Annotated in this window: 22 protein-coding genes and 1 other RNA gene; 16 read left to right on the forward strand and 7 right to left on the reverse strand. The window is 44.3% G+C overall.

The window, feature by feature from the left end; genetic code table 11:
* Positions 1-279: 279 nt before the first annotated feature.
* Positions 280-639: an ArsR/SmtB family transcription factor gene (locus L7E55_RS14990; RefSeq protein ID WP_277445129.1), complete on the reverse strand. Its 360-nt coding sequence runs from the start codon at positions 637-639 to the stop codon at positions 280-282.
* A gap of 205 nt (positions 640-844) precedes the next feature.
* Here L7E55_RS14990 and L7E55_RS14995 point away from each other — a divergent pair, with 205 nt between their 5' ends.
* The 10 genes from L7E55_RS14995 to L7E55_RS15040 all read left to right on the forward strand — a co-directional run bounded on the left by L7E55_RS14995 (position 845) and on the right by L7E55_RS15040 (position 8,691).
* Positions 845-1,219 (forward strand): ArsR/SmtB family transcription factor, encoded by a 375-nt coding sequence (locus L7E55_RS14995; RefSeq protein WP_277445130.1) that lies wholly within the window; start codon positions 845-847, stop codon positions 1,217-1,219.
* Positions 1,220-1,249: 30 nt separating this feature from the next.
* The gene (gene arsB, locus L7E55_RS15000; protein WP_277445131.1) at positions 1,250-2,314 is read left to right on the forward strand and encodes an ACR3 family arsenite efflux transporter; all 1,065 of its coding nucleotides are present in this window, start codon (positions 1,250-1,252) and stop codon (positions 2,312-2,314) included.
* A 65-nt stretch (positions 2,315-2,379) separates the two neighbouring features.
* A complete protein-coding gene (locus L7E55_RS15005; protein ID WP_277445132.1) occupies positions 2,380-2,856 on the forward strand; it encodes a glycine cleavage system protein H in 477 nt (158 codons plus the stop codon).
* Between the two features lie 68 nt (positions 2,857-2,924).
* A complete protein-coding gene (gene lipA, locus L7E55_RS15010) occupies positions 2,925-3,839 on the forward strand; it encodes a lipoyl synthase (RefSeq protein WP_277445133.1) in 915 nt (304 codons plus the stop codon).
* Positions 3,814-4,593: a lipoate--protein ligase family protein gene (locus L7E55_RS15015; RefSeq protein WP_277445134.1), complete on the forward strand. Its 780-nt coding sequence runs from the start codon at positions 3,814-3,816 to the stop codon at positions 4,591-4,593. The genes lipA and L7E55_RS15015 overlap by 26 nt, the downstream gene beginning before the upstream one ends.
* A 226-nt stretch (positions 4,594-4,819) precedes the next feature.
* Positions 4,820-5,014 carry a hypothetical protein gene (locus L7E55_RS15020; protein WP_277445135.1) on the forward strand — a complete coding sequence of 65 codons (195 nt, stop codon included), beginning with the start codon at positions 4,820-4,822 and terminating at the stop codon, positions 5,012-5,014.
* Positions 5,015-5,542: 528 nt separating this feature from the next.
* A complete protein-coding gene (locus L7E55_RS15025) occupies positions 5,543-5,893 on the forward strand; it encodes a PadR family transcriptional regulator (protein WP_277445136.1) in 351 nt (116 codons plus the stop codon).
* A gap of 49 nt (positions 5,894-5,942) precedes the next feature.
* Positions 5,943-6,863 carry a permease gene (locus L7E55_RS15030; RefSeq protein WP_277445137.1) on the forward strand — a complete coding sequence of 307 codons (921 nt, stop codon included), beginning with the start codon at positions 5,943-5,945 and terminating at the stop codon, positions 6,861-6,863.
* Between the two features lie 483 nt (positions 6,864-7,346).
* Positions 7,347-7,634, forward strand: coding sequence for a hypothetical protein (locus L7E55_RS15035; protein WP_277445139.1), 288 nt, complete (start codon positions 7,347-7,349; stop codon positions 7,632-7,634).
* Positions 7,635-8,253: 619 nt separating this feature from the next.
* A complete protein-coding gene (locus tag L7E55_RS15040; RefSeq protein ID WP_277445141.1) occupies positions 8,254-8,691 on the forward strand; it encodes a C-GCAxxG-C-C family protein in 438 nt (145 codons plus the stop codon).
* 77 nt (positions 8,692-8,768) lie between these two features.
* Here L7E55_RS15040 and L7E55_RS15045 read toward each other — a convergent pair whose 3' ends face one another.
* The 6 genes from L7E55_RS15045 to hisS form a co-directional block, all read right to left on the reverse strand.
* A complete protein-coding gene (locus tag L7E55_RS15045; RefSeq protein WP_277445142.1) occupies positions 8,769-9,614 on the reverse strand; it encodes an Asp23/Gls24 family envelope stress response protein in 846 nt (281 codons plus the stop codon).
* A 291-nt stretch (positions 9,615-9,905) separates the two neighbouring features.
* Entirely contained in the window at positions 9,906-11,219 is a 1,314-nt protein-coding gene (locus L7E55_RS15050; protein ID WP_277445144.1) for a replication-associated recombination protein A, read from the reverse strand.
* 89 nt (positions 11,220-11,308) lie between these two features.
* Entirely contained in the window at positions 11,309-11,638 is a 330-nt protein-coding gene (gene trxA, locus L7E55_RS15055) for a thioredoxin (protein WP_277445145.1), read from the reverse strand.
* A gap of 308 nt (positions 11,639-11,946) precedes the next feature.
* Positions 11,947-12,127, reverse strand: a non-coding RNA gene (ssrS, locus tag L7E55_RS15060) — 6S RNA.
* Between the two features lie 153 nt (positions 12,128-12,280).
* The gene (aspS, locus tag L7E55_RS15065) at positions 12,281-14,086 is read right to left on the reverse strand and encodes an aspartate--tRNA ligase (protein WP_277445147.1); all 1,806 of its coding nucleotides are present in this window, start codon (positions 14,084-14,086) and stop codon (positions 12,281-12,283) included.
* A 63-nt stretch (positions 14,087-14,149) separates the two neighbouring features.
* Positions 14,150-15,424 carry a histidine--tRNA ligase gene (gene hisS / locus L7E55_RS15070; protein WP_277445148.1) on the reverse strand — a complete coding sequence of 425 codons (1,275 nt, stop codon included), beginning with the start codon at positions 15,422-15,424 and terminating at the stop codon, positions 14,150-14,152.
* A gap of 503 nt (positions 15,425-15,927) precedes the next feature.
* Here hisS and L7E55_RS15075 point away from each other — a divergent pair.
* The 6 genes from L7E55_RS15075 to L7E55_RS15100 all read left to right on the forward strand — a co-directional run bounded on the left by L7E55_RS15075 (position 15,928) and on the right by L7E55_RS15100 (position 22,832).
* Positions 15,928-16,512, forward strand: coding sequence for a TetR/AcrR family transcriptional regulator (locus tag L7E55_RS15075; protein WP_277445149.1), 585 nt, complete (start codon positions 15,928-15,930; stop codon positions 16,510-16,512).
* A 183-nt stretch (positions 16,513-16,695) separates the two neighbouring features.
* A complete protein-coding gene (locus L7E55_RS15080; protein ID WP_277445150.1) occupies positions 16,696-18,243 on the forward strand; it encodes a sigma-54 interaction domain-containing protein in 1,548 nt (515 codons plus the stop codon).
* A 541-nt stretch (positions 18,244-18,784) separates the two neighbouring features.
* Complete coding sequence (locus L7E55_RS15085) at positions 18,785-19,420, forward strand: acetate uptake transporter family protein (RefSeq protein WP_277445151.1); 636 nt, start codon at positions 18,785-18,787, stop codon at positions 19,418-19,420.
* Positions 19,421-19,930: 510 nt separating this feature from the next.
* Positions 19,931-21,109 carry a class I adenylate-forming enzyme family protein gene (locus L7E55_RS15090; protein WP_277445152.1) on the forward strand — a complete coding sequence of 393 codons (1,179 nt, stop codon included), beginning with the start codon at positions 19,931-19,933 and terminating at the stop codon, positions 21,107-21,109.
* Between the two features lie 65 nt (positions 21,110-21,174).
* On the forward strand, positions 21,175-22,026 hold the full coding sequence (locus tag L7E55_RS15095; RefSeq protein ID WP_277445153.1) for a 3-hydroxyacyl-CoA dehydrogenase family protein: 852 nt from the start codon (positions 21,175-21,177) through the stop codon (positions 22,024-22,026).
* Between the two features lie 29 nt (positions 22,027-22,055).
* Positions 22,056-22,832, forward strand: a complete 777-nt coding sequence (locus L7E55_RS15100) for an enoyl-CoA hydratase/isomerase family protein (RefSeq protein WP_420852057.1) — start codon at positions 22,056-22,058, stop codon at positions 22,830-22,832.
* Positions 22,833-22,834: the final 2 nt, after the last annotated feature.

Here is a 22,834-nt window from a genome sequence, read left to right on the forward strand (position 1 = left end):
CGGTACCTCCCAGGTTTGTCTGCGAAAAATGCGGAGGAGAAATGCGTCCTAAAGAGCCATGGCAAAACAGCTTAGAAGATATCTTCTAGAAAAGGAAGAACCGCCCGATAGGGCGGCTTTTTTATTTCATAATTTCACCCCCTTAATTTTCTTTTTCAGACTTTCCAGAGCCTTTCAAATATCCCTTCGGTCAAAACTAATCATATTTTTCAGAAACTTGCCATCCACTAGCTATTTCCCACATTGGTCCGCCCCACCACCACATTTAATCACCTACCTTTAAAAATATTTTTTACCCATTGGGGGACAAGGGCATGGAAATTCTACTTTCTCAGTTTCTGCTGTTTCTTTACTTGCATATTCTTGAAATTCACTAACTAAATCTAACAAATCTGCATTAGCCAACCGGTAGTAAATAAACGCGCCTTGTCGTTCTGCCGTTACAATACCCGCATCTCGTAAAGCTCTTAAATGAAAAGAAACAAGGGTTTGGGAAAGGCTTGTAGCTTCGATAATTTGAGATACAGAACGTTCACTCTTGCCAATAGTAAGCAGAATACAAAGACGATTGGCATCTCCCAGAATTTTAAATAGTTTAGCTATGTGTTCAACATAGGTTCCACCGAAAACTCTATCCAAAAACAAATCGCCTCCAATCCTAATATTAGTCTATATTTATATTAACTATAACTCATATCAGTCTTTACTCATATATTAAATGCTATTCGTTTTATTGTCAAGACATTTTTTAAATACAACACATTTGAACTTGACTAAAAAAAAAGAACCACTTACAATATGAATAAAAATTTAACTATTTAAATATATAGGATTAGGTGGTACTATGATCAGCATTTTTAAGGCATTAGGAGACTCGCACAGGCTAAACATATTAAAAATGTTAGCCCGCCAGGAAATGGGGGCCTGTGAGGTTATCACGGCCATTGGCCTGTCGCAGCCAGCCATTGCGCACCATTTAAAGATCTTAAAACAGGCTGGTTTGATTAATAGTGAAAAGGAGGGAAAAATTGTATTCTATACATTGAATAAGGATGGTATCAAGGAATTTTATAAGCAGATGGATTGTTTTCTTGAAGAGCTTTCTTGTTTTTCGTGTTCCCAGACGAAATCTTCGCCGCTCAGGCAAAATCCTAATCTCTGCACAGAAATGGGTTTTGATCCTGAAGTTTGCGAAAAAGAAATTAGTGAAACAAAATAAGTATAAAGAAAAAGAGGAGGTAACTAAAGTATGTCGGAAAAAGCCGCAGGAAAGCTTTCCTTACTCGACCGCTTCTTAACGGTATGGATCTTTCTGGCTATGTTCTTTGGCGTAGGACTGGGCTATGTTATTCCAGAAGTGGCGACACTGCTAAAAAAATTCCAGGTTGGAACTACTTCGATTCCTATCGCCATCGGCTTGATCGTTATGATGTACCCGCCTCTTGCTAAAGTAAAGTATGAGGAAATCGGCAATGTATTTAGAAACGTCAAAGTGCTGGGGCTCTCTTTGCTGCAGAACTGGATTATTGGGCCGGTTTTGATGTTTTTTTTGGCGATTCTCTTTTTGCAAAACTACCCTGAATATATGGTAGGTATAATTATTATCGGCCTGGCTAGGTGTATTGCCATGGTCATTGTTTGGAACTCTTTGGCCAAAGGGGATTCAGAATACGCGGCAGCACTAGTGGCCTTAAACTCAATTTTCCAGGTGCTATTCTTTTCGGTTTACGCATACTTTTTTGTCACTCTCTTGCCCCAGTGGCTGGGGTTTAAGTCAATGGCCATCCATATTTCCATGGCGGAAGTGGCAAAGAGTGTGGCGATTTACCTCGGTATTCCCTTCCTCGGCGGTGTAATCACCAGATTTACCCTGATGCCGGTCAAAGGCAAGGAGTGGTATGAGAAAAAATTCATCCCCAAGATTAGCCCGCTAGCTTTGATCGCCCTTTTATTTACTATTATCGTGATGTTCTCTTTGAAAGGAAACTATATCATCACCTTACCGATGGATGTAGCTAGAATCGCCGTACCGCTGCTGGTCTACTTTGTAATCATGTTCTTCCTGTCCTTCTTCCTCAGTAAATCGTCCGGGGTTAATTACGGCCAAGCCACGACACTTGCCTTCACGGCCGCCAGCAACAACTTTGAGCTGGCTATCGCGGTGGCCGTGGCTGTATTCGGCATTGATTCAGGCCAGGCTTTTGCCGCTGTTATCGGCCCACTTATTGAAGTGCCGGTAATGATCGGGCTGGTTAATATTGCCCTTGGGTTCAAACGCAAATATTTTGCAGATGAACTGCAGGGGGCAAGGTAACTACTTAATTATTAGTTATTGATGGAGTACCCTGGAGAATTTTTTTAAAGTCAAGGAGGATAATCATGAGTCAGGACATGATGGAATCAACTCATGGCGAGTTTGTGTTTAAAGTTAAAAAGGGGTATCTATACCATCCGAATGAGTGCTGGATAAAAGAAGATGGGGGACTGCTAACTGTCGGTATAACTGACTTTTTGCAAACAACTCTTGGTTACTTGGATTCATTGGAGCTGCCGGAAGTAGGAACTGAAATAGAACAAGGCAGTAAGGCCGGTATTATTGAAACGGTTCCCAATAGTGTGTTCAAGGTTGCTCCCAAGGCTATTACCTCCCTTATTACGCCCGCGAGCGGTGTGATTAAGGAATTAAACAGCGCCTTGGAAGATACCCCAGAGCTCATCAACTCTGATCCTTTCGGGGCAGGATGGCTCTATAAACTTGCGCCAGTTAACTGGGAAGAGGAAAAAAAGACCCTGATGAGTGCGGAAGAATATTTCCCCGTAATGGAAGAAAAGATTGAAAGGGAAATAAAAAAATAAGCTAATATAAGACGCTAGTATTTATTTGATACATCAGACCGCATTTTGAGTAAAGCAGGTATATAGGCATGGGAGAAACCATTTTGCCCGTACCACAATGGCTTATCAATGAAATCCGCCTGGCCAAGCAAAAAAAAGACCCGATGATGCACCATTTCGTTAATGGCAATCTTGCCAAGTACGGATTAAATACCGTTTGTCAGGGAGCCAGATGTCCTAACAGGGGCAGTTGTTACTCAAGAGGTACTGCCACCTTCATGATCCTCGGCGACGTCTGTACGAGAAACTGTGCCTTCTGTGCCGTTGACCACGGTAAGCCTGGTGAACTCGATCAGGAAGAGCCGGTGAGACTAAAAGAAGCGGTCGAAGTCTTGGGGCTAAAGCATGTCGTAGTTACTTCTGTAACCAGGGACGACCTGTCAGACGGGGGAGCAGAAGTTTTCGCCAAAGTTATTGAAGCGCTGCACTCTTTGCCGTCCCCACCCACAATCGAAGTATTGACCCCTGATTTGGGGGGGGCTCTTTCTTCCTTGGAGACCGTGCTTGAAGCTAACCCTGAAGTGTTCTCCCACAATATAGAAACCATACCCCGACTTTATCCCGCTATACGCCATAGGGCTTCATACCGCCGGTCACTAGACCTACTGGCTGAAGCCGCGCAAAGAGCCCGGGCAGGAACACAGGTCAAGACCGGGTTTATGCTGGGTCTGGGAGAGGAAAAGCGGGAAGTGGCAGACTTGATTCAGGAGCTGAGTAATGTCGGCGTGACCATGCTGACCGTTGGCCAGTATCTGGCGCCGTCTTTGCAACACTATCCGGTCATGCGTTATGTGACCGTGGAGGAATTTGAAGAATGGGCTGCATTAGCAAGAAAATCAGGTTTTAAGAGCGTGAATGCCGGTCCTTTGGTACGAAGTTCCTACCGCGCCGGCGATTGCTATCAGGAGGTGATGGACAGTGGCGCAGCGCTGGCGGCTGATTGAGAGCGGCCCGGGCGAACCAGCCTGGAACATGGCTGTTGATGAGGCTCTGGTAACCCGGCAATCCCGTGGTGAAAGCCCGCCGGTGCTGAGATTATATACCTGGAACCCGCCTGCCTTGTCACTGGGTTACTTTCAAAAGAAAATGACCGGTATTCGCTTTGACCTTTTAGACAAGCTGGGCATAGTACCGGTGAGACGCTCTACAGGGGGCCGGGCGGTGCTGCATTACGGCGACCTTACTTACAGTATAGCAGTCTCATTAGGCCAGGACATACCCACAGGGCTGGTAGATTCCTTTCGATATCTATGTAGGGGTCTCCTTGTAACTTTTGCCTCGTTAGGCATAGAAGCCAGGCTGGGATCTGAAAGGCTCAGGAAACCCTTCCCCGCATCTTGTTTTGCAGTAGCCACACCGGGTGATATTACCTGGCATGGCAGGAAATTTGTCGGAAGCGCCCAGAAGCGATATGAGTCAACAATTTTGCAGCATGGGTCCATCCTTATTCGTTCTCAGGCAAATATCCTTTCCGAGATTTTTTCTAGCGAGGAAGAAGTCAATTCACAGGCACTACTGGATAAAGTTACTTGTCTTGAGGACATACTAGAACGACATGTAACACTGGAAGAGGTTTCAGAGGCTCTGACAAGCGGCTTTAAGAAAGCATTAAATATTGACTTTCAGCACGATGAACTAAACAGCGAAGAGGAAATGCTGGCAGCAAGCATGATAGGCAAGTATTCTAAGTTAATTTAGAAATGGTAGTGGAAAATAAAAAAATTCTTACGCTTTTGTTTAAGTTGTTAAAACTATTCTATTAATATTGGAGGTTGATCTAATAATGAAAGAAGTCAGTGTAACCATATTTGGAACTAGTGCACCTATGCCAGCTAGTAGTTGCTGAGGCCCATCACCGGAGACCGCATGTTGCGGTCCTGCAAAGACAATGCAAGAAGAAGCTGAAGATTTAAAAGTATCTCTTATGCAAAATTTTGGCGAAGCTATCCAATATACTTACGTGGATGTGCAAAGTAATGAGATGGAGAATTACCCGGATATTACGAAGATCCTGGATAGAGTAAGGCTGCCTTTGACTGTTATTAATGGTGAGCCACGCTTCCACGGTGGTTTTTCAAAAGAAATGATCTCGGAAGTAGTAAGTGAACTTGTAGAATGAAAAAATAAATTAGCCAACGGTCATGCCTGGGAAACCTTGATTTTCCGGGCATGACTGTATTTTCCATAATCCTTGATTTAGAGTCGGTGAAATTATTCTGCAATTTATCTCTTCGGGTTCTCCTGCTTTATTGTACAACATTCATCTAGGAAGTGGAATTCGTGGCCTTACCTACATAACATCTTTTCAAAATCAGTCTCCATGCTCAGTGCTGCATACTATCAGGTAATATTTAGTACGCTATGGCCGGCTGTTAGGAGGCACGGGTTACGTTGTTGGTACTGCAGCAAAGCAATTCTACAAAATTTATTTAAAGGATGGTGAGGTAAGTGAAAAAGGAATACAAGCTCCTACTATATATTCTTAGGTTTATAACTGGTAAAAAGCGCTGATATATGGATAAGCCATCGTAATATTTAGTTCTCCTGCTAAATATTTTTTTATCCTAAAATTATTTATTGACAAAATTTTATACATAATCATATAATGCATTTAGGGTATACGTATAGGCCTATTATCCATGTGGAGGTGATTCATATAAAGTACGAAAGCCAGGAATACTGGGAAAGCTTAATCAAAATGAGCCTTTCCCGTTTCTTCATTTTGCTTGTGCTTCATCGGCAACCGCTACACGGTTATGAGATTACCAAACAGGTATCCTGCCTTACTAATGGATGCTGTGCGCCAACTGAAGGAAGCCTTTACCCGGTATTACGGGAGTTCACGGATAACGGATTAGTTGAGTTGACTACCCAAGTTGTTTCCGGTCGCGAAAGGAAGATCTATACCTTAACACCTACGGGAGAAAACGCTTATCAAGTGGCTGCTCAGGCCTGGGGAGTAACAGCCAATTATATTCTTGAGGCTATAAGACAATAGCTTTTAAAAAGTCAATCCGTGATATATTTATAAAAACGGGGGTATCTGGATGTTTCAGTTAAATAATCTAATCACTGCCGGAAAGTATTTTCTTGTGATTAGTGGTGAATTGCTGGCGTTGTTCATAGGAATTTCTTTTCTTATTGCCTTGCTACAGGAGTTTATCACCGAAGAAACTATACAGAAGTATCTCTCAAAACCCCAAAAATGGCTGGGAAATATCCTGGGGGCTACTTTGGGGGCAGTCACACCTTTTTGCTCCTGTTCCACTATTCCCATACTAGTTGGTTTATTAAATGGAGGAGCGCCTTTTGGCGCGGCTATGTCTTTTCTTATCTCTTCACCTCTCTTAAACCCTGTTATCCTCACCTTATTTTTGACTATGATGGGATGGAAATTTACAATACTATATGGGATAATGATTTTTATTGCATCTGTGTTTATTGGGGCATTATGGGAGCGGATGGGGCTAGCCAGCACATATAAAAATGTGCGGATACAATTTGGCTGCTGTGAAGGAACTGAAAAGACTGAAGGACCGTTGAATAATAAAGAAAAAGTAAGACGCGCCGGCATGCAAACATGGGGTTTATTTATACAGGTTCTGCCTTATTTAATTATCGGTGCCGGCATAGGTTCATTTATTTACGGCTTTGTACCAGAGGAATTTATTATTAAAGTCGCCGGACCGGGCAACTTATTTGCCATACCGGTAGCAGCTGCTATTGGGGTTCCAATGTATATTCGAGTTGAAACCATGATCCCGATTGGTACGGTATTGCTGTCGAAAGGCATGAGTTTAGGAGCGATAATGGCGTTGATAATCGGTGGCGCCGGGGCTAGTATCCCTGAATTAACATTACTGGCATCAATTTTTAAACCGAAATTGGTAGCCACTTTTACAGTCACGATTCTCGCTGTAGCCATACTATCTGGATTCATTTTTCAAATTCTACAGCCGACATTATAAGGAAAGGGGGCAGGTATATTATAGGCAAAAAATGTTGTGATCCTGATGCTCCAAAAATCTATAAGCTTAACGTTGGTGGCATGATGGTGGGATTGGCGTAGCTCTCCTCAAGAATATAAAAACTATGTAGCTAGAGGCTAATAACAAGGCGAATGCCGGAGGAGTTTTGAAAATGAGTAAAGAAAAAGAGGAAAAGAAAGGGTTGTTTGGCTTTTTAAAAAATCTTAAGTCATCTTCAGGATGATGTGACATGAAAATTGTCCAGGTGGACAAAGAAGATAATAATAAAAATGTTTCTAAAGATGACAAGGTAAAATCAAATTGTTAAAATAATCAGCTTCAATACATGGGCAGTTGTTGTGATCTAGACGCATCAAAAGTTTATAAACTAAAAGTTGGCGACGACATGACGAACTTAACAGATAAATAATGGCTGGATATTTCTTTAATTTGACATTTTAAAAAGAAGGGGGATAATCAGATATGAGCAGTTGTGATCCTAATGCATCAAAAATATATAAGATAGATGTCGGCGGAGATATGATAGGATTGGCTGGAGTAGAACAAGCTTTTCTTGAGGTATTGAAACTTGGCTTAAAGGGTGATCAAGCTGCTGAAAAACTATTGGAAATAGTCGGGAGAAGAAACTTTATCCCTGAAAGTGCGGAAAGGCAATACAAGTGGGCTCTATATTTGGCATATAGAAACTATATAGCTGATCCATCTACAGGGAAAAAGGCCATGGAATTTGATCAGAGCCTAGTATGTTGAGACACCTGATAATAACCTCTTCTGTTTTGGTAAAACAGAATTAATTTGTTAGAAGTGAATTACAAGGCAATACTTTTTCAGTTTTCAAGGCGCTGAAGATTAGACCACCATTACGCATGCAGGCAATAGATGAATAAAATCGTCAACCATTAAATGGTAATTTGTTGGCTAACGTCTTTGTTATGCCTTCAGAAAAACATTATTTATGCGCCTTTGAAAATTTAGGTTGTCAAATGTGAGTCTTAAAAACTAGTCGATTAAAGGAAGAAGAGCCTCCGAGACTTGTCTCGTCTCTGGGGCTCTTAATTATTTATTATATTAAATAACTTTGATATGTTCAAGTAATCAAATTATAGCATAGAAAGGATAGAAGTTACGGGTTCCGGCTTCATAAATCATGCCGTAAAACATATAATAATTACCTGGTCTTGTAGTAGAATGTGGGAGTGTAACATATATAACTGGTATCGCGTTAGCAATATAGGTGTATAGAATCTGTATTAACACATAGAGGTTTAATATTTATGTTCTTCGAACTATCAGATTTATGATATGATGGCAATATTAGATGATTGTATATACATCACGTATTATATTTAATTAAGGGGGCATTGCAATTATGAGTAGAATAGAAACAGCATTGTCACGTTTTAATAGCGGATTTTATTGTTCTCAGGCTGTCCTCGCTGCATTTGCTCCACAACTGGGCATGGAGGAAGAAACAGCTATAAAGGTTGCTGGCGCTTTTGGGGGTGGGGTAGCCAATACGGGTGGCACATGTGGCGCTGTTAATGGTGCCTATATGGTCATAGGTTTAAAATATGCGGACACAGACGCAAAAAATTATCAGGCTACAAAAAAGACTAACAATGTTGTGCGGGAATTCATTAAGAACTTTGAAACCCTAAACGGGTCTACAATTTGTAAGGATTTATTAAAATGTGACATTGGCACTTCTGATGGCTTTAAGTATGCGATAGAACAAAAACTCTTTTCCTCAGTGTGCCCGAAATTTGTAAAGGATTCCATAGAAATTTTAGAGCACCTACTTAAATAAATTATTCCTAATATATAGATATAACTGTAAACCCGAGCAAAAGTAATAACTAGCTTATAAATAATAAAGAGGCGGCCTTAACTGGTCGCCTCTGTCGTTTTCTTCGGGAAGCTTAAACTCTTAATTTTGATGTTTACCTCTTTTACCTGGAGGCCGGTCATATTCTCCACCACTGTTTTAATTTGACGCTGTAGCTTGCCGGCAACCTCATGCAGAGGGCAGCCGAAGGATATTGTCGGTGAAATATCGATCGTTATAACGCCTTCTTGCTCAACGTTTACGTTAATCCTTCCGGCGCTTGTGACGCCTCCGACCAAACGGGCTGCCTGACCGGCAATAGCGCTTATCGCGCTGTCGGCTATAGTCAGCTTTCCGTTAAATGTATATGTCGGCCGTATCACGGATTGTTCAAGCCAATCCTTCTTGCCAGGTATTTCTTTTTTCCTTAAAAAAATATGGAGCGGGTCCACCAGGATGCCCGGAAAACTTTTTTTAACTTCCAGAATGGGCGCGGGGATAACGTGTCTGCTGAACCGGGTACGGTGAAACTTGGCTTTTCTGATTTCCTTTTCACTGGCTATGTCTTCAATTTTCATTATTTCAGCCGGCTGCGGCAGTTCAAGGCGGCTGGCAATTCGCTGCACCATGCCGACAGATGTGCCCAGGATCAGCACTTTTTCAGGGGCAACCTGGGCAAGTGCTGATTTTATTTCCCGCGCTTGTTGATTATCCATGAATAGAGCCGCTTTAATCGCTCCTATTCTGGTGGGCTGACGTTTAGCCGATGAACCGGCGATTATGCGGTTTCCTTGAATCAACAAGCCATCGTCGATGATGGCCTGCGCTCCAAACTTATTGGCGACAATAGCGGCCCGGTGGCTTTTGCCCGTGCCGCTGGGACCGACTAGAGCATAGACTTCCAAAAAAGAACACCTGCTTTTTTCCAAGTAGTCAGAATTCAGGAGTCAGGAGTCAGGAGTCAGGAGTCAGGAGTCAGAATAAAGAACTCAAAATTCTTAAACCGTTATCTCATTCTGACTACTGACTACTATCTCTTTTCTATTCAGGTATTCAGAATTCAAAATGCTTCTAAATGATAAGACGTTTTCTTTTTTTGATTCTGACTCCTGAATTCTGACTACTGAGTACTGTTCTTTTAGCATATGCATTCCAGATCGATAAGTCAAGAAAAAACAGTTTGCGAAGTAAAATAATTACTGGTTAAGCTTATCCATCCTTTTTTTAATATCCGCCTCCAAACCGTTGGCAGAAGGTTGGTAAAACTCTCTGCCTTCAATATTACCCGGCAGGTATTTCTGCTTGACATAGTTGCCCGGATAATTGTGCGGATACTTATAGCCCCTGCCATGGCCTAATTCAGCCGCGCCTTTATAACCGGTTCCTCTTAAATGAGGCGGGACTGGTTCAGCCCTTTCTTTTTCCACTACTGAAAGCGCCTTGCTAATGCCCGCGATAACGGAATTGCTTTTAGGGGCGGTGGCAAGATAAAGAGCAGCCTCGGCCAGGACGATTCTTGCCTCCGGCATGCCGATCCGCTCCACGGCGAGGGCTGCGGATGTTGCCACCACCAGAGCCTGGGGGTCCGCCAGCCCTACATCTTCAGCGGCGTGAATCATTATCCGGCGGCTGATGAACTCGGGTTCTTCACCCGCGTACAACATTCTTGCCAGCCAGTAGAGCGTGGCCTGCGGATCGGAACCTCTCATGCTCTTAATAAATGCTGATATTACATCATAATGCTCATCAGTCCGGTCATATTTTAATACTTTTTTCTGAATTGCTTCTTCCGCCACAGCCAAAGTAATGCGCCGGACTCCGTCCTCTCCAGGCGGTGTTGTCAGAACGGCCAACTCAAGAGCGTTCAAGCCGGCCCTGGCATCACCATTGGCTACCTCAGCCAGGTGATCCAGCGCTTCCCGGCTAACGTCCACCTGATACCCTCCCAGCCCCTTTTCATTATCTCGTAAAGCCCGGACCAGAAGACGTTTTAACGCTCTTTGGGTGAGAGGCTCAAAACGGTAGAGCTGAGAGCGGGATAGAAGAGGGCGGTTTACAGAAAACATAGGGTTTTCGGCTGTTGACCCAATTAAAGTAATCAGGCCGCTTTCCACAAAAGGAAGTAGGGCGTCTTGTTGAGCCTTGTTAAAGCGGTGAATCTCATCTATGAATAAGATAGTTTTTTCGTTATATAAAGAACGTCTTTCTTTGGCCTCGTTAACCACCCGTCTTATGTCAGACACACCGGCCATTACCGCGTTTATTATTACAAATTGCGCTTTCGTGATTCCGGCGATGATTAAGGCCAGGGTAGTTTTACCCGTGCCAGGGGGGCCATAAAATATCGCTGACATTAGCCTGTCCGTCTCTATCGAGCGCCTCAGCAAAGTCCCGGTTCCCACTACCGCGAACTGCTCTTCAAATTCCGCCAAGGATGCGGGTCTCATTCGTGTAGCCAGTGGGGCAGCCATACGCATATTTTTTTCCGTGGCTTGTTCGAAAAGGTTCATCAGACCCCCTCCTAAAATTAATGGACGGACTCCAGGTCCGCCCATAGATCTTACGATTAATTTGCCAGCATAGAAAGAAACGATATACTTTATAAATGTTTAGTTAACCAGCGACGGATTTCATCTTTTGTCTTGTACCCGACGGAACGTTCAACTTCCTTGCCGTCCTTAAAAATTATCAGCGTAGGAATGCTGTTTACCTTTAAACTGCCCGGGACACTCTGGTTTTCGTCGACATTGAGCTTGCCTACTTTGATTTTCTCTTCAAATTCCACTGCGACTTCTTCCACTACCGGAGCGATCATTTTACAGGGCCCGCACCAAGCTGCCCAAAAGTCCACCAGCAACGGCACATTAGTCTCATTAATTACCTGATTAAAATTATTATCTTCTAAAGCAAGAATGTTCCCACTGGCCAATTAACTCTCCCCTTCCCATAAAAAAATTCATTTTTTCTCTAAATTGCAGGGTTGCCGGTAAATTAGCAGTTAGAATAATAGTAAAGATGATATCTATTACTTATAACTTCTATCAACAATTATAATTTCATGCAAAACGACTTGTCAATTACTAACATTAAACATTCTACGACTTTATTTGACACTGGCAAAATTGACTTCCATTTGCAAATCCTTAACCATGCTCAACATCATCCCGGCAAATCAAAAGGTTTTCAGTCAGGCTAGGACAACCGCAAACCGAAAACCATGCAAGCTTTTTCACTAATAAAAACCCCACTCATGCCGTGAACACCCAAAGTTCGAACCTGTTCTCACAGGTGGGTGCCCTCCTGAATGATTTTCGTTTCCTCAACTGGGAGGCGTGCAAGCCACATTCAGAGTCCGGGCTCCCTTTTTTATGGTGTTGGCTCAAAACTTCAAGGTTGGTCACGCACACAGCAGGGTATTTTTTTTACACATTTATGTTAGCACATCAGCCAGCCATTTACAAGGGCCACTTATGGACCTCTTTTTTCATATTGCCCTTTGTCATTGGATCAAGCGCTATTGTCATTCATAGATACAGCTTTTCAGGTAACGGCCGCGTCATAAGCGAACCAGCTATTTCTGTTCCTTTTTTTGGTTGCTTTTTAAATCAAGTTTGATGTTCAATTCTTTGAGTTGTATTGGTGAGACAGTACCCGGCGCCAGGTTCATTAAATCTGTAGCGCTTTGCGTTTTGGGAAAAGCGATGACATCCCGGATAGTATTTCTCTTGGCCAGCAGCATGATTAACCGGTCCAGTCCAAAAGCAATGCCGCCGTGCGGCGGGGTGCCGAATTCAAAGGCTTCCAGCATGAATCCAAATTTTTCAATCGCTTCATTTTCGCTAATACCAATAGCTGCGAACATTTTTTCCTGAATATCCCTGCGGTGAATCCTGATACTGCCGCCACCCACCTCCACGCCGTTTAGCACGATGTCGTACGCTTTGGCATGGGCCTTTCCGGGATCGGATTCCAGTAGAGGAATGTCGTTTTCTCTCGGTGAGGTGAAGGGGTGGTGCATCGCCACATAACGGCCTTCTTCCTGGTCATAGTCCAGCAGGGGAAAGTCCACTACCCACAGGAAGTCAAAGGTATTTTCAGGAATCAGTCCGAGACGCTCGCCCAGGTGCAGCCGCAGCGCTCCCAGTGAGTCGGCTACCACCTGCGGCTTGTCTGCCACAAACAGCAGGAGATCCCCGGGTTTGGCTTCCAACCGATTGATGATGGCGGCAAGTTCCTGTTCGTTGAAAAACTTGGCAAGGGTTGACTTGACCCCGTCCCCGGTAACGATAAAGTAAGCCAAACCCTTGGCTTTGTAAATTGCCGCGAAAGCGGTCAGGTCGTCAATTTCCTTTCGGCTGAAAGAGCCGCATCCGGTGGCGTTAATCCCCTTTACCTGTCCTCCGCTCTCCACGACTGATGAAAAAACCTTGAAACCGCACCCCGCCGCGATATCGGATATGTCTTTCAATTCAAGCCCAAAGCGGGTGTCCGGTTTGTCCGAGCCAAAGCGATTCATCGCTTCCTGGTAGGAAAGCCTGGGGAACGGGCGGGGTACATCCAAACCGATTGTCTCACGGCATAACCGCGCTACCATTTCTTCCATCAGGTTCAGAATGTCATCCGCATCCACAAAAGACATCTCTATGTCAATTTGGGTGAATTCGGGCTGCCGGTCCGCACGGAGGTCTTCGTCCCGGAAACAGCGGACGATCTGGAAATATTTATCCATTCCGGATACCATCAGAATCTGTTTGTAAAGCTGCGGGGACTGGGGCAGGGCATAAAACTTGCCGGGATTAACCCGGCTTGGCACAAGGTAATCCCTGGCTCCCTCCGGAGTGCTCCTGGACAGCATGGGGGTTTCTATTTCGAGAAAGCCATTTTCGTCAAGAAAGTCGCGGACCGATTTGGCGACACGGTGGCGCAGGATCAGCGCCTCTTGCATTTCCGGCCGGCGCAGGTCGAGATAACGGTAGCGCAGCCGTACATTTTCATCTACGTCGATGTCGTTCTCAATATAGAAAGGCGGTGTTTTAGCCCGGTTTAAAATACGCAATTCATGGGCGAGCACTTCGACCTGTCCCGTTGCCAGATTAGGATTGGCCGTGCCTTCGGGACGCACCCGCACCATTCCGGATACCGCCAACACGTATTCGTTGCGCACACTCTCGGCTTTGTTAAAGGCTTCTTTGTGTAAATCCGGACTGAACACAACTTGGATCAAGCCGGAACGGTCCCGCAGATCGACAAAAATCAAGCCGCCATGGTCGCGCCTGCGCTGTACCCAACCCATCAAAACCACCTGCTGACCGGCTTGTTCAGGCCGCAAAACGCCGCAATAATGACTGCGCTTCAATTCATTCATAAAATCAATCATCTATGATCCTCCTGATATATGTAAGATGTGTTCTTTAGTCAACAACATAACTCATGTTCGCCTTTATAGCGGTGTATGCTGTATCTTATCCAGCAAGTATCTTATTACTTCCCCCATAGCAACCGTTGACTGCTCTTGCGCGGCCATATCCCTGATTACGGCAGTACCCTGTTTCAATTCCTCTTCACCGATGATGACAACATACTTGGCCCCGACTTTACCGGCGTATTTCATTTGTGCCTTGAGACTGCGGTTCAGGTAATCCTTGTCGGCGGAGATGCCGGCGCCGCGGATTTTAAACAGGAGGTTAAAAGCTGCATGCGCCGCCGCTTTTCCTGCTGTAACCACGAACGCGTCTAAAGCCGGGGATTCCGGTATGGCGCAACCCTGGCTCTTCATGGTCATGATGATCCGCTCCATGCCAAGCGCGAAACCAATACCCGGAGTGGGCGGGCCGCCACAGGTTTCCACCAGCCCGTTATAACGTCCGCCCCCGCCGATGGAACTCTGAGCGCCGATATCCGGCGCCATTATTTCAAAGGCCGTGTGTGTATAGTAATCCAGGCCGCGCACCAGCCGGCGGTCTACCAAAAATGGCAAGTCCAGCAATTTGAGATGTTCTTTTACCGATTCAAAATGCGCCTGACAGCTGTCGCATAGACAGTCGACTGTTGTCGGGGCTTCCGAACCAAGCTCGTTGCAGCGGCTTTCTTTACAATCGAGAATACGCAGCGGGTTTTTTTCATATCTCTCCCGGCAGTTCGGGCAAAGTCCTGCAAGCCTGGGTCGGAAAAAGTCCTGCAACTGCCGGCGCAGATTCGGGCGGCAGACTGGACAGCCAACGCTGTTGACATGCAGTTCCAGGTTTTTAAGGCCTATTCTACCATAAAAATCCATGCCCATGGCAATCACTTCAGCGTCAATTGCCGGGTCGTTTGAACCAAACACTTCAACCCCGAATTGGTGAAACTGGCGGTAACGGCCGGCCTGGGGGCGGTCGTAACGAAACATCGGCCCGGTGTAATACAACTTGACAGGCTGCGGTCCGGCGTACAACTTGTCTTCCAAGTAAGCCCTGACGGCGGATGCGGTGCCTTCGGGCCTCAAAGTGACACTGCGTTCTCCCCGGTCAATAAAAGTGTACATTTCTTTTTCCACAATATCAGTGGTATCGCCCACACCCCGTAAAAACAATTCCGTATGCTCGAAGATTGGCGTCCTGATTTCCGCATAGCCATATTCTCCGCAAATGTGGCGCAATTGTCTTTCAAGGTATTGCCATGTTTCGACCTCACCGGGCATAATATCGTTGGTGCCGCGTGGCCGCGTTGTCAGCATGATAACCCTCCCTTCAAAAGCAAAACCGCCCCCGGTCAATGCTTGAACATTGCCAGGGACGGGATATTAAACCGTGGTGCCACCCTGTTCGGATAATAATAAACATTATCCCTTTATGCCTGTAACGGAGGCTTCCGGGCCAGTCTACCGGCACATTGTTAAATGCGCTCTCGGTGGCCGCTCCCAGGAGTTTTTCAATACCTGTCTTTGCGGAAGGCTTTCAGTCTGCGGCCCCCCGTCCCTGCCAAAAACGAATGATATCTACTCGGCCCGGTCATCGCTTTCATTTACCTGAGCATCATTTTATGCAATGCAGACGCTTTTGTCAATTCAGACATCTATTACTGCAGATATCTATGGCGTGATTTGCAATGGGATTATTAATTTTACAATATTTAATAAATTATAAAAATTGCAAAATATTAAAATAGTTATTGACATGTAGTACCAGGGTTAGTATTATATTAATATACCAAACGGTTGTCGCGGAAAGGGTAATGAAAATGTCTATAACATCTGAAGAGCGTCATGCTGAAATTATGGATACGGCAATTAAATTATTTCGTAAAAAAAATTATCATGGCACGTCGATGCAGGATATTGCCGAGGCGGTTGGAATTTACCGTGGAAGTCTTTACCATTACATCAACAGCAAAGAAGAAATACTGTACCGTATTGTTGAACGGCCGGTTTCAAAGGGTTATGAGTCACTTAGAAAGATCCAGTTAGAAGAAAACCTCCCTCCTGTAGAGAAGTTGCGCCAGGCAATGAAATACCATGTCAGGTATTCGATGGAGCATCAGGCGGTGGTAGCCATCATGCTTGAAGATACCAAGCACTTGTCTGAAGAGTGTCAGAAGCAGATTCGTGAAGCTCAGAAGAGATATGAAGAAACTTTTTTTAATATCATTAAAGAGGGCATTCAAAAGGGAGATTTCAAAAATTTAGATCCTCAGATTGTTACTTTTGCTATTTTTGGTATGACTAACTGGATGTACCGTTGGTTTGACGTTGATGGAAAACTGTCGTCTGATGAAGTCGCCGAGCTTTTTCTGGATATGATTTTAAATGGGTTGTTGGTTGAGTAAGACTGATTGAATAAGTAAACTCAGAAGGCAATAAGTTAAATAGCGCAACGAACGTTTAATTTTAATTGTTTGATAATTTATATAATATAGTAAAGTTGAGAAATTCAAAAAAGTCTATAATTTTATAACTTATACGCGCTCCTGTACTTAGTAGTTGAAGGTTAATAAACGGGAGAGGTTACAATGAATAGTGAAATGGTTGAAAATAGTTTGACCACGACGACTGAGGGACTGAATATTGGCAGCCTCGCAGTTGACAAGTTGTGCCGGGTAGTTAAAGCTAACAAGGTTGCCGGAGAGATTTTAACAAAAGAAAAAATTCAGGGCGTTAATGTATTGCAAGTGATTCATAATGAGTTTAAGGAGCTAAGTTCAATTTTCCAGGATTCTTACGACGGAATTAGCATAGTTGATATGAATGGAGTTGTAACACGTTTAAATAAAGCTTTTGAACGCGTAACTGGTTTAAAAATCGAAAAAGTCCTGGGTATCAATCTTTACGATGTGCAGAAAAGGGGTCACTATTTTGATCCGGATGTGGCGTTAAAAGTGTTAAAAACTGGTAAGCCGGTTACCATCCTGCAGAAATTTACTAACGGAAAAGAAATAATGGCTATCGGTAATCCGGTTTTTAATAGTAAAGGTGAAGTAATTAGGGTAGTAGTTAACTTCAGGGATATTACCGAGTTGAGGCAACTTCAGGAGGAACTGAGACAAACCCAGGAATTAAATGCCCAGTACCTGTTTGAGATGGAAAATTTGAGAGAAAAATATACAAAGGATCATTGTGTGATCTTTAAAAGCAAGGAAATGGAGAAAATCATTGATCTTGCCACAAGGGTTTCTATCGTAGAGAGTCCTGTTCTCATCCAAGGAGAATCCGGGGTCGGCAAGGAAATAATCGCGAACTTGCTCCACAACCTGAATCCGAAAAGAAGAAAACATCCAATGATCAAAGTGAATTGCGGCGCGATTCCCCAGGAATTAATGGAAAGTGAGTTTTTTGGCTATGAATCCGGCGCTTTTACAGGAGCCAGCAGGTCTGGGAAACCGGGCTATTTTGAGTTGGCAAATAAAGGCACGATTTTCCTGGATGAAATTGGCGAGCTCCCGCTGGGATTGCAGGTCAAGCTTTTGCGTGTCCTGCAAGGGCAAGAAGTTACCAGGGTTGGTGGGGTAAAAACAATTAAAGTTGACGTCCGGGTGCTGGCTGCGACTAACAGGGACTTGGAGCCTATGATCAAAGAGAATTCCTTCCGGGAGGACCTTTTTTACCGCATTAATGTCATTCCCATCCGGATTCCATCACTGCGGGAGCGCAAAGAAGATATTGCCCCCTTACTATTCCATTTTCTTGATATATATAATAAGAAATATGATTTGAAAAAGAGCTTGTCGGACGAAGTCGTTGATTGTCTGGCAAGGTATGATTGGCCGGGGAATATCAGGGAGCTGATAAACTTAATTGAAAGGCTCGTTGTAACAACCGACAACCAACAGATAACTGTTGAAAACCTGCCTCTGAAGTACCGTATTGAAAAAAATAATAATTTGTATCGACTGGACCAGATGAACCTGACCTTAGCCATCGAGGAACTTGAACGGCTTTTGGTTACCCGGGCGCTTAAATTGCATAAGAGTACATATAAGGCCGCCAAGGTGCTCGGGGTTAGTCAAAGCACGGTTGTCCGGATGGCCAAAAAATATAAACTTACCAGCTCAAACTGCTAATTTCCTCCTTGTTTTTTAGTGCCAATAAAAGTCCCGATAGCGACTCCACTCGTGTCTCGCCTGATTTTTTCTGAAATATAACTACCATGTTGCAAATAATTTAAAAATATTATTCTGTAATAATCCTTTCATAATGATCCTTTCATATTGATAGGTAAAAAGTTAATACTGGTTTAAATAAGTTTAAAATAACTTAATATTACTGTTTGACGAACCCATCAAATATTGGGTGATTAAATGTGTTGGCCGAATTAATTCAGTAATGAATTAAACTGACGTTTTCCGCAAAGAACTTGCGGATTTTTTTCTTCCGTTTTAGCTTTTGCTCGATAACACCTGAAGGCATGTATTTTGCAATGTTCTGTATTGATAGAAAATTGCAAAATTGAAAGGAGGCCTAAGGAAAAAAGCGGTAAACAGGTATGGTCAGTTGCTATTCGAACTATCGGCGGAAACACTAAATGCCCATGGCGTACATCTTGAATCATCTGCTTTTTCGGATTTACCGAAGACTACTATTTTTCAAAGGAGGATATCGTTTATGTCGGAGAAAAGTCACAGTTGGGCCACACCAAGCCCGGCAGGGTTGGTAGCGCTGGCAATGGCATGCTTTACTTTCTTTGCTCTTCTGACCGGAAAAATAACCCCTGCCTCTAGTGGATTAATGGGCATATGGTTATTAGGCGGTTTTGCCGTACAGATTATCGTTGGCATTGTGGAATTGAAAGAAGGTAATATCTTAGCCGGCAATATTTTTACCTTTTTTTCCGCTTTCTTTATGCTAGTAACCGGGCTGGAATTTATTTTTAAGTTTTTCGCGTCTGTAAACGGCTGGAAAATCGATGCGCACGTTGACGGTTGGGGCTGGCTGCCTCTTGCAGCCGCGGTTACCCTGTGGGCTCCGGCTTACCTTAAATCCCCGAAATGCTTGTTTGGAGTCGTGATCAGTTTGACGCCGGCCCTTTGGATTATTTCCTTTATGGACATGGGCGTCTGGCCTCATGAGATGGCGCCTATCGCCGGTTGGCTCGCATTTTCCGGTGGTACCTTCGGTGTGTACACCAGCGCCGCGGTTATCCTGAATACAGCTTTCGGTCGGTCTATCTTGCCGATGGGCGCGCCTTTTATTAAGCCTCAGCCTGTTTCAAACCCTGTTTCAGGATCAAAGTCCGCCTAAATCTACATTATATAGTTTATATTTGAAAATTATCTACTGGCAGAGCTGAGTATGTATGTAATAAGAAAATAAAGAGTGCTTATAGTATCTAGTGAATATTTTTAGTTTATTATTACGATATTAATTTCTTTTAGACGTAAGTAAAAGTTAAAACTGGTTCAAATAAGTTAAAAATAACTTAATATTATTATTAAATAAACCCCTCAAATATTGATTTCTAAAGTATGTTAGCTAAATTAATTCATTAATGAATTAAACTGACATATTTCCAGAAAATTTGAGGGGTTTTTAGTTTTCTTTATGGTGTATTTATCATTTATCTGGAGGCATGTATTTTGCAATGTTCTGTATTATATAAAAATTAAAAACTGTTATAGGAAGGAGGCCTTATCAAAAAAGTTACTAGCGCTGGAAATAATCCGGTGTTTTATGATCAAAACTGTCCATTAGCAGGGTGTTGAGGCTGTTTGTTGTGGCTTTTTAAAAAAATAATATAAAGGAGGAAAATAGGTGAATATTGTTGACTTTATAACAAGAAACGCTGAATTATACCCTAACCGCAGAGCTGTCATCTGCGGCGACGACGGTCGTGAATTTACCTGGTCGGAGTATAACCAACTGATTAACCGGTTTGGCAACGGCCTGATCAAATTGGGGGTTCAGAAGGGCGACAGAGTGGGTGTTTATCTGCCGAACGGCCCTGAATGGCTTATCGCTTTTTTCGGCGCCATGAAAATCGGCGCAGTGGCATTGCCGTTTAATATTCTGTATAAAACCGGTGAGATATCTTATATCTTAAGTAATTCCCGGGCTAAAGTGGTGGTCGGCGCATCGAAAGAGGTTCAACAAAACATTTTGAACATCCTGAACGAAATCCCGTCAGTGGAAAAGATCGTGACACTGGGGGAAGCTGTGGAAGGGACAATTGATTTTCAATCATTCATTTCGGAAAATTCAGATGTTCTGGCTACCGTGGACTGCGCTGAAGACGACACAGCGACGATGCTTTACACTTCCGGCACCACCGGGCGGCCCAAGGGAGTCATGCTCACCCACAAAAACTTCGTGACTAAAGCCGCAATAAACGGCGTGGCCGAGCAAATTAGCGAGCAGGACATTTTTATGACGGCAACTCCTTACTGCCACATTTTTATTACCGTAACTCTGTTAGGGCCTTTATACGTTGGAGCCAGTGTGCTCAGTATGTCGCGCTTTAACCCGGAGAAGGCGTTGGAGTTACTTTCCAATTACAAGGTTACTCACTTTGCCGGTGTTCCGACCATGTATATTTTTATGATGAATTCCTACTCGCCGGAAAAATATGACCTCAGTTCCTGGCGCCTCAAACAAACAGCCGGATACGCCATGCCTCCGGAGCTGTTTAATAAAATTGAGGAAACCTTTGGTAAAGGTTTATGTGAGTATTACGGCTCAACAGAGACTGGCGCCACGGTGACCTACAACAGGTGGGGGCACAGCAAAATCGGCTCAATCGGACCGGTGGCGCCGGGGTATTCCATGAAGATTGTGGATGAAAATTTCAATGAACTGCCGGCAGGTGAAGTTGGAGAGATTCTGGTCAAGGGGAACGGAATTTTCAAGGGCTACTGGGAAATGCCCGAGGCCTCCAAAGAGGCTTCCAAGAGTTCAACCGGCAAGATTATGAAACGTTTGTTGACGGTTGACTAGACCTTATGTTCATAAATTCTGATGATCGTATCAGAAGTTAAATATTAAAGGAAGGGATGATCTGCATGGAGGTTAAAAAGATAGGCGTATTGGGAGCGGGCGCCATGGGCAGCGGCATTGCCCTGGTGGCGGCACAATCCGGCTATGACGTCGTATTAAGTGACATTGATTTAGCTTTTGTTGATAAGGGGCTTAAATGGATCGGCAACTTCTTAAACAAAAGCGTGGAGAAAGGCAAAATGACCGCTGAGCAGAAGGACGCGATAATTGGCAAGATTGTCCGGACGACCGGTGTCGATGAATTTAACGATGTAGATGTGGTTATCGAGGCGATTATCGAAGATCTTCAGGTTAAAAAAGACGCTTTTAATCAACTCGACCAGGTCTGTAAGCCGGAAGCTTTGTTAACAACAAACACCTCTTCAATTTCCATAACCCAAATCGCCGCTTCCACCAAGCGTCCTGACCGGGTAGCGGGCTTGCATTTCTTTAACCCCGCGCCGGTAATGAGATTGGTTGAAATTATCAGGGGCTATTACACAAGTGATGATACAGTCAATACACTGCTTGACGTAACGGTTAAATTCAATAAAAAGTCGATTGTGGTTAAAAAAGATTCACCGGGTTTTGTCGTAAACCGGGTGATGATGGCACAATATATTGAAGCAATCAAGTTAGTTGAAGAAGGAGTGGCAACCCCGGAGGATGTCGACATTGCTGTCAAGCTGGGCTTGAACCACCCCATGGGTCCTTTTGAATTACATGATTTCACCGGGACTGACATCGGTTACCATGTCGCCAACTACTTCTGCGACGAGTGTAAAGATATTCGCTGGAACCCTCCCCTGGCGCTCAAGGAACTGATCCGCGCCGGCCGGCTGGGCCGCAAGACGGGCTCAGGATGGTATAACTATTAAATCAAAAGATAAATAAGGAGTTAATGGTTATGTATGAGACTATCGCTCTTCAGATTGAGGAAGGAATAGCCACCATATCTTTAAACAGGCCGCCGGTCAATGCTCTGAACACCCGCCTGTTTCAGGAACTCGGGCAAGTCGCGGCTGAACTTGACGCTGACCCTGCCGTCCGGGTGGTGGTTATCACCGGGTCCGGAGACAAAGCGTTCGCTGCCGGCGTCGACATAACTGAAATGAAGGACCTGACTCCGGTGGGAGCTTATCATTTCTGCAAGACGGCCAGAAGCGCTTTTGTCTCGATTGAGAATATGAGCAAGCCGACAATAGCGGCTGTGAACGGGCTGGCGTTGGGCGGCGGCTGCGAACTGGCCTTGACCTGCGATTTCCGGCTGGCGTCGGAGACAGCCAAGTTTGCCCTGCCCGAGATTAACCTGGGGATTATCCCAGGCGGGGGCGCCACGCAGCGGTTGCCCCGCTTGCTAGGAGTCGCCCGGGCGAAGGAGCTGCTCTTCCTGGGGGAAATGATTGACGCCAATCAAGCCGGTCAATATGGCCTGGTCAACAAGGTGGTCCCGGTGGCCGATCTGGCGCAAGAGGCGAAAGCCCTAGCCAATAAACTGGCGGTGAAGTCCGCGCATGCGTTAGGTGTAATTAAGAATTCCGTGAATGCAGGGCTGAATATGAGCTTGTCAGAAGCGCTGGATTTTGAAACGAAAAATTTCATCCTGGTATTTGCCAGCGATGACCGCCGGGAAGGAATCGGCGCTTTCATGGAAAAGCGCAAACCTGTTTTTACAGGAAAGTAATG

Origin of the sequence: Pelotomaculum isophthalicicum JI, assembly GCF_029478095.1 — a bacterium.
In the GTDB taxonomy this organism is placed as follows: Bacteria; Bacillota; Desulfotomaculia; order Desulfotomaculales; family Pelotomaculaceae; genus Pelotomaculum_D; species Pelotomaculum_D isophthalicicum.

Excerpts from the sequence above, each read along its gene's own strand:
- L7E55_RS15035 (WP_277445139.1), top strand. The coding sequence starts at position 7,347 with ATGAGCAGTTGTGATCCTAATGCATCAAAAATATATAAGATAGATGTC.
- L7E55_RS14995 (WP_277445130.1), top strand. The coding sequence starts at position 845 with ATGATCAGCATTTTTAAGGCATTAGGAGACTCGCACAGGCTAAACATA.
- L7E55_RS15085 (WP_277445151.1), top strand. The coding sequence starts at position 18,785 with ATGTCGGAGAAAAGTCACAGTTGGGCCACACCAAGCCCGGCAGGGTTG.
- L7E55_RS15100 (WP_420852057.1), top strand. The coding sequence starts at position 22,056 with ATGTATGAGACTATCGCTCTTCAGATTGAGGAAGGAATAGCCACCATA.
- lipA (WP_277445133.1), top strand. The coding sequence starts at position 2,925 with ATGGGAGAAACCATTTTGCCCGTACCACAATGGCTTATCAATGAAATC.
- L7E55_RS15075 (WP_277445149.1), top strand. The coding sequence starts at position 15,928 with ATGTCTATAACATCTGAAGAGCGTCATGCTGAAATTATGGATACGGCA.
- L7E55_RS15040 (WP_277445141.1), top strand. The coding sequence starts at position 8,254 with ATGAGTAGAATAGAAACAGCATTGTCACGTTTTAATAGCGGATTTTAT.
- L7E55_RS15095 (WP_277445153.1), top strand. The coding sequence starts at position 21,175 with ATGGAGGTTAAAAAGATAGGCGTATTGGGAGCGGGCGCCATGGGCAGC.
- L7E55_RS15050 (WP_277445144.1), bottom strand. The coding sequence starts at position 11,219 with ATGAACCTTTTCGAACAAGCCACGGAAAAAAATATGCGTATGGCTGCC.
- L7E55_RS15005 (WP_277445132.1), top strand. The coding sequence starts at position 2,380 with ATGAGTCAGGACATGATGGAATCAACTCATGGCGAGTTTGTGTTTAAA.
- hisS (WP_277445148.1), bottom strand. The coding sequence starts at position 15,424 with ATGCTGACAACGCGGCCACGCGGCACCAACGATATTATGCCCGGTGAG.
- L7E55_RS15030 (WP_277445137.1), top strand. The coding sequence starts at position 5,943 with ATGTTTCAGTTAAATAATCTAATCACTGCCGGAAAGTATTTTCTTGTG.
- L7E55_RS15080 (WP_277445150.1), top strand. The coding sequence starts at position 16,696 with ATGAATAGTGAAATGGTTGAAAATAGTTTGACCACGACGACTGAGGGA.
- L7E55_RS15020 (WP_277445135.1), top strand. The coding sequence starts at position 4,820 with ATGCAAAATTTTGGCGAAGCTATCCAATATACTTACGTGGATGTGCAA.
- aspS (WP_277445147.1), bottom strand. The coding sequence starts at position 14,086 with ATGATTGATTTTATGAATGAATTGAAGCGCAGTCATTATTGCGGCGTT.
- arsB (WP_277445131.1), top strand. The coding sequence starts at position 1,250 with ATGTCGGAAAAAGCCGCAGGAAAGCTTTCCTTACTCGACCGCTTCTTA.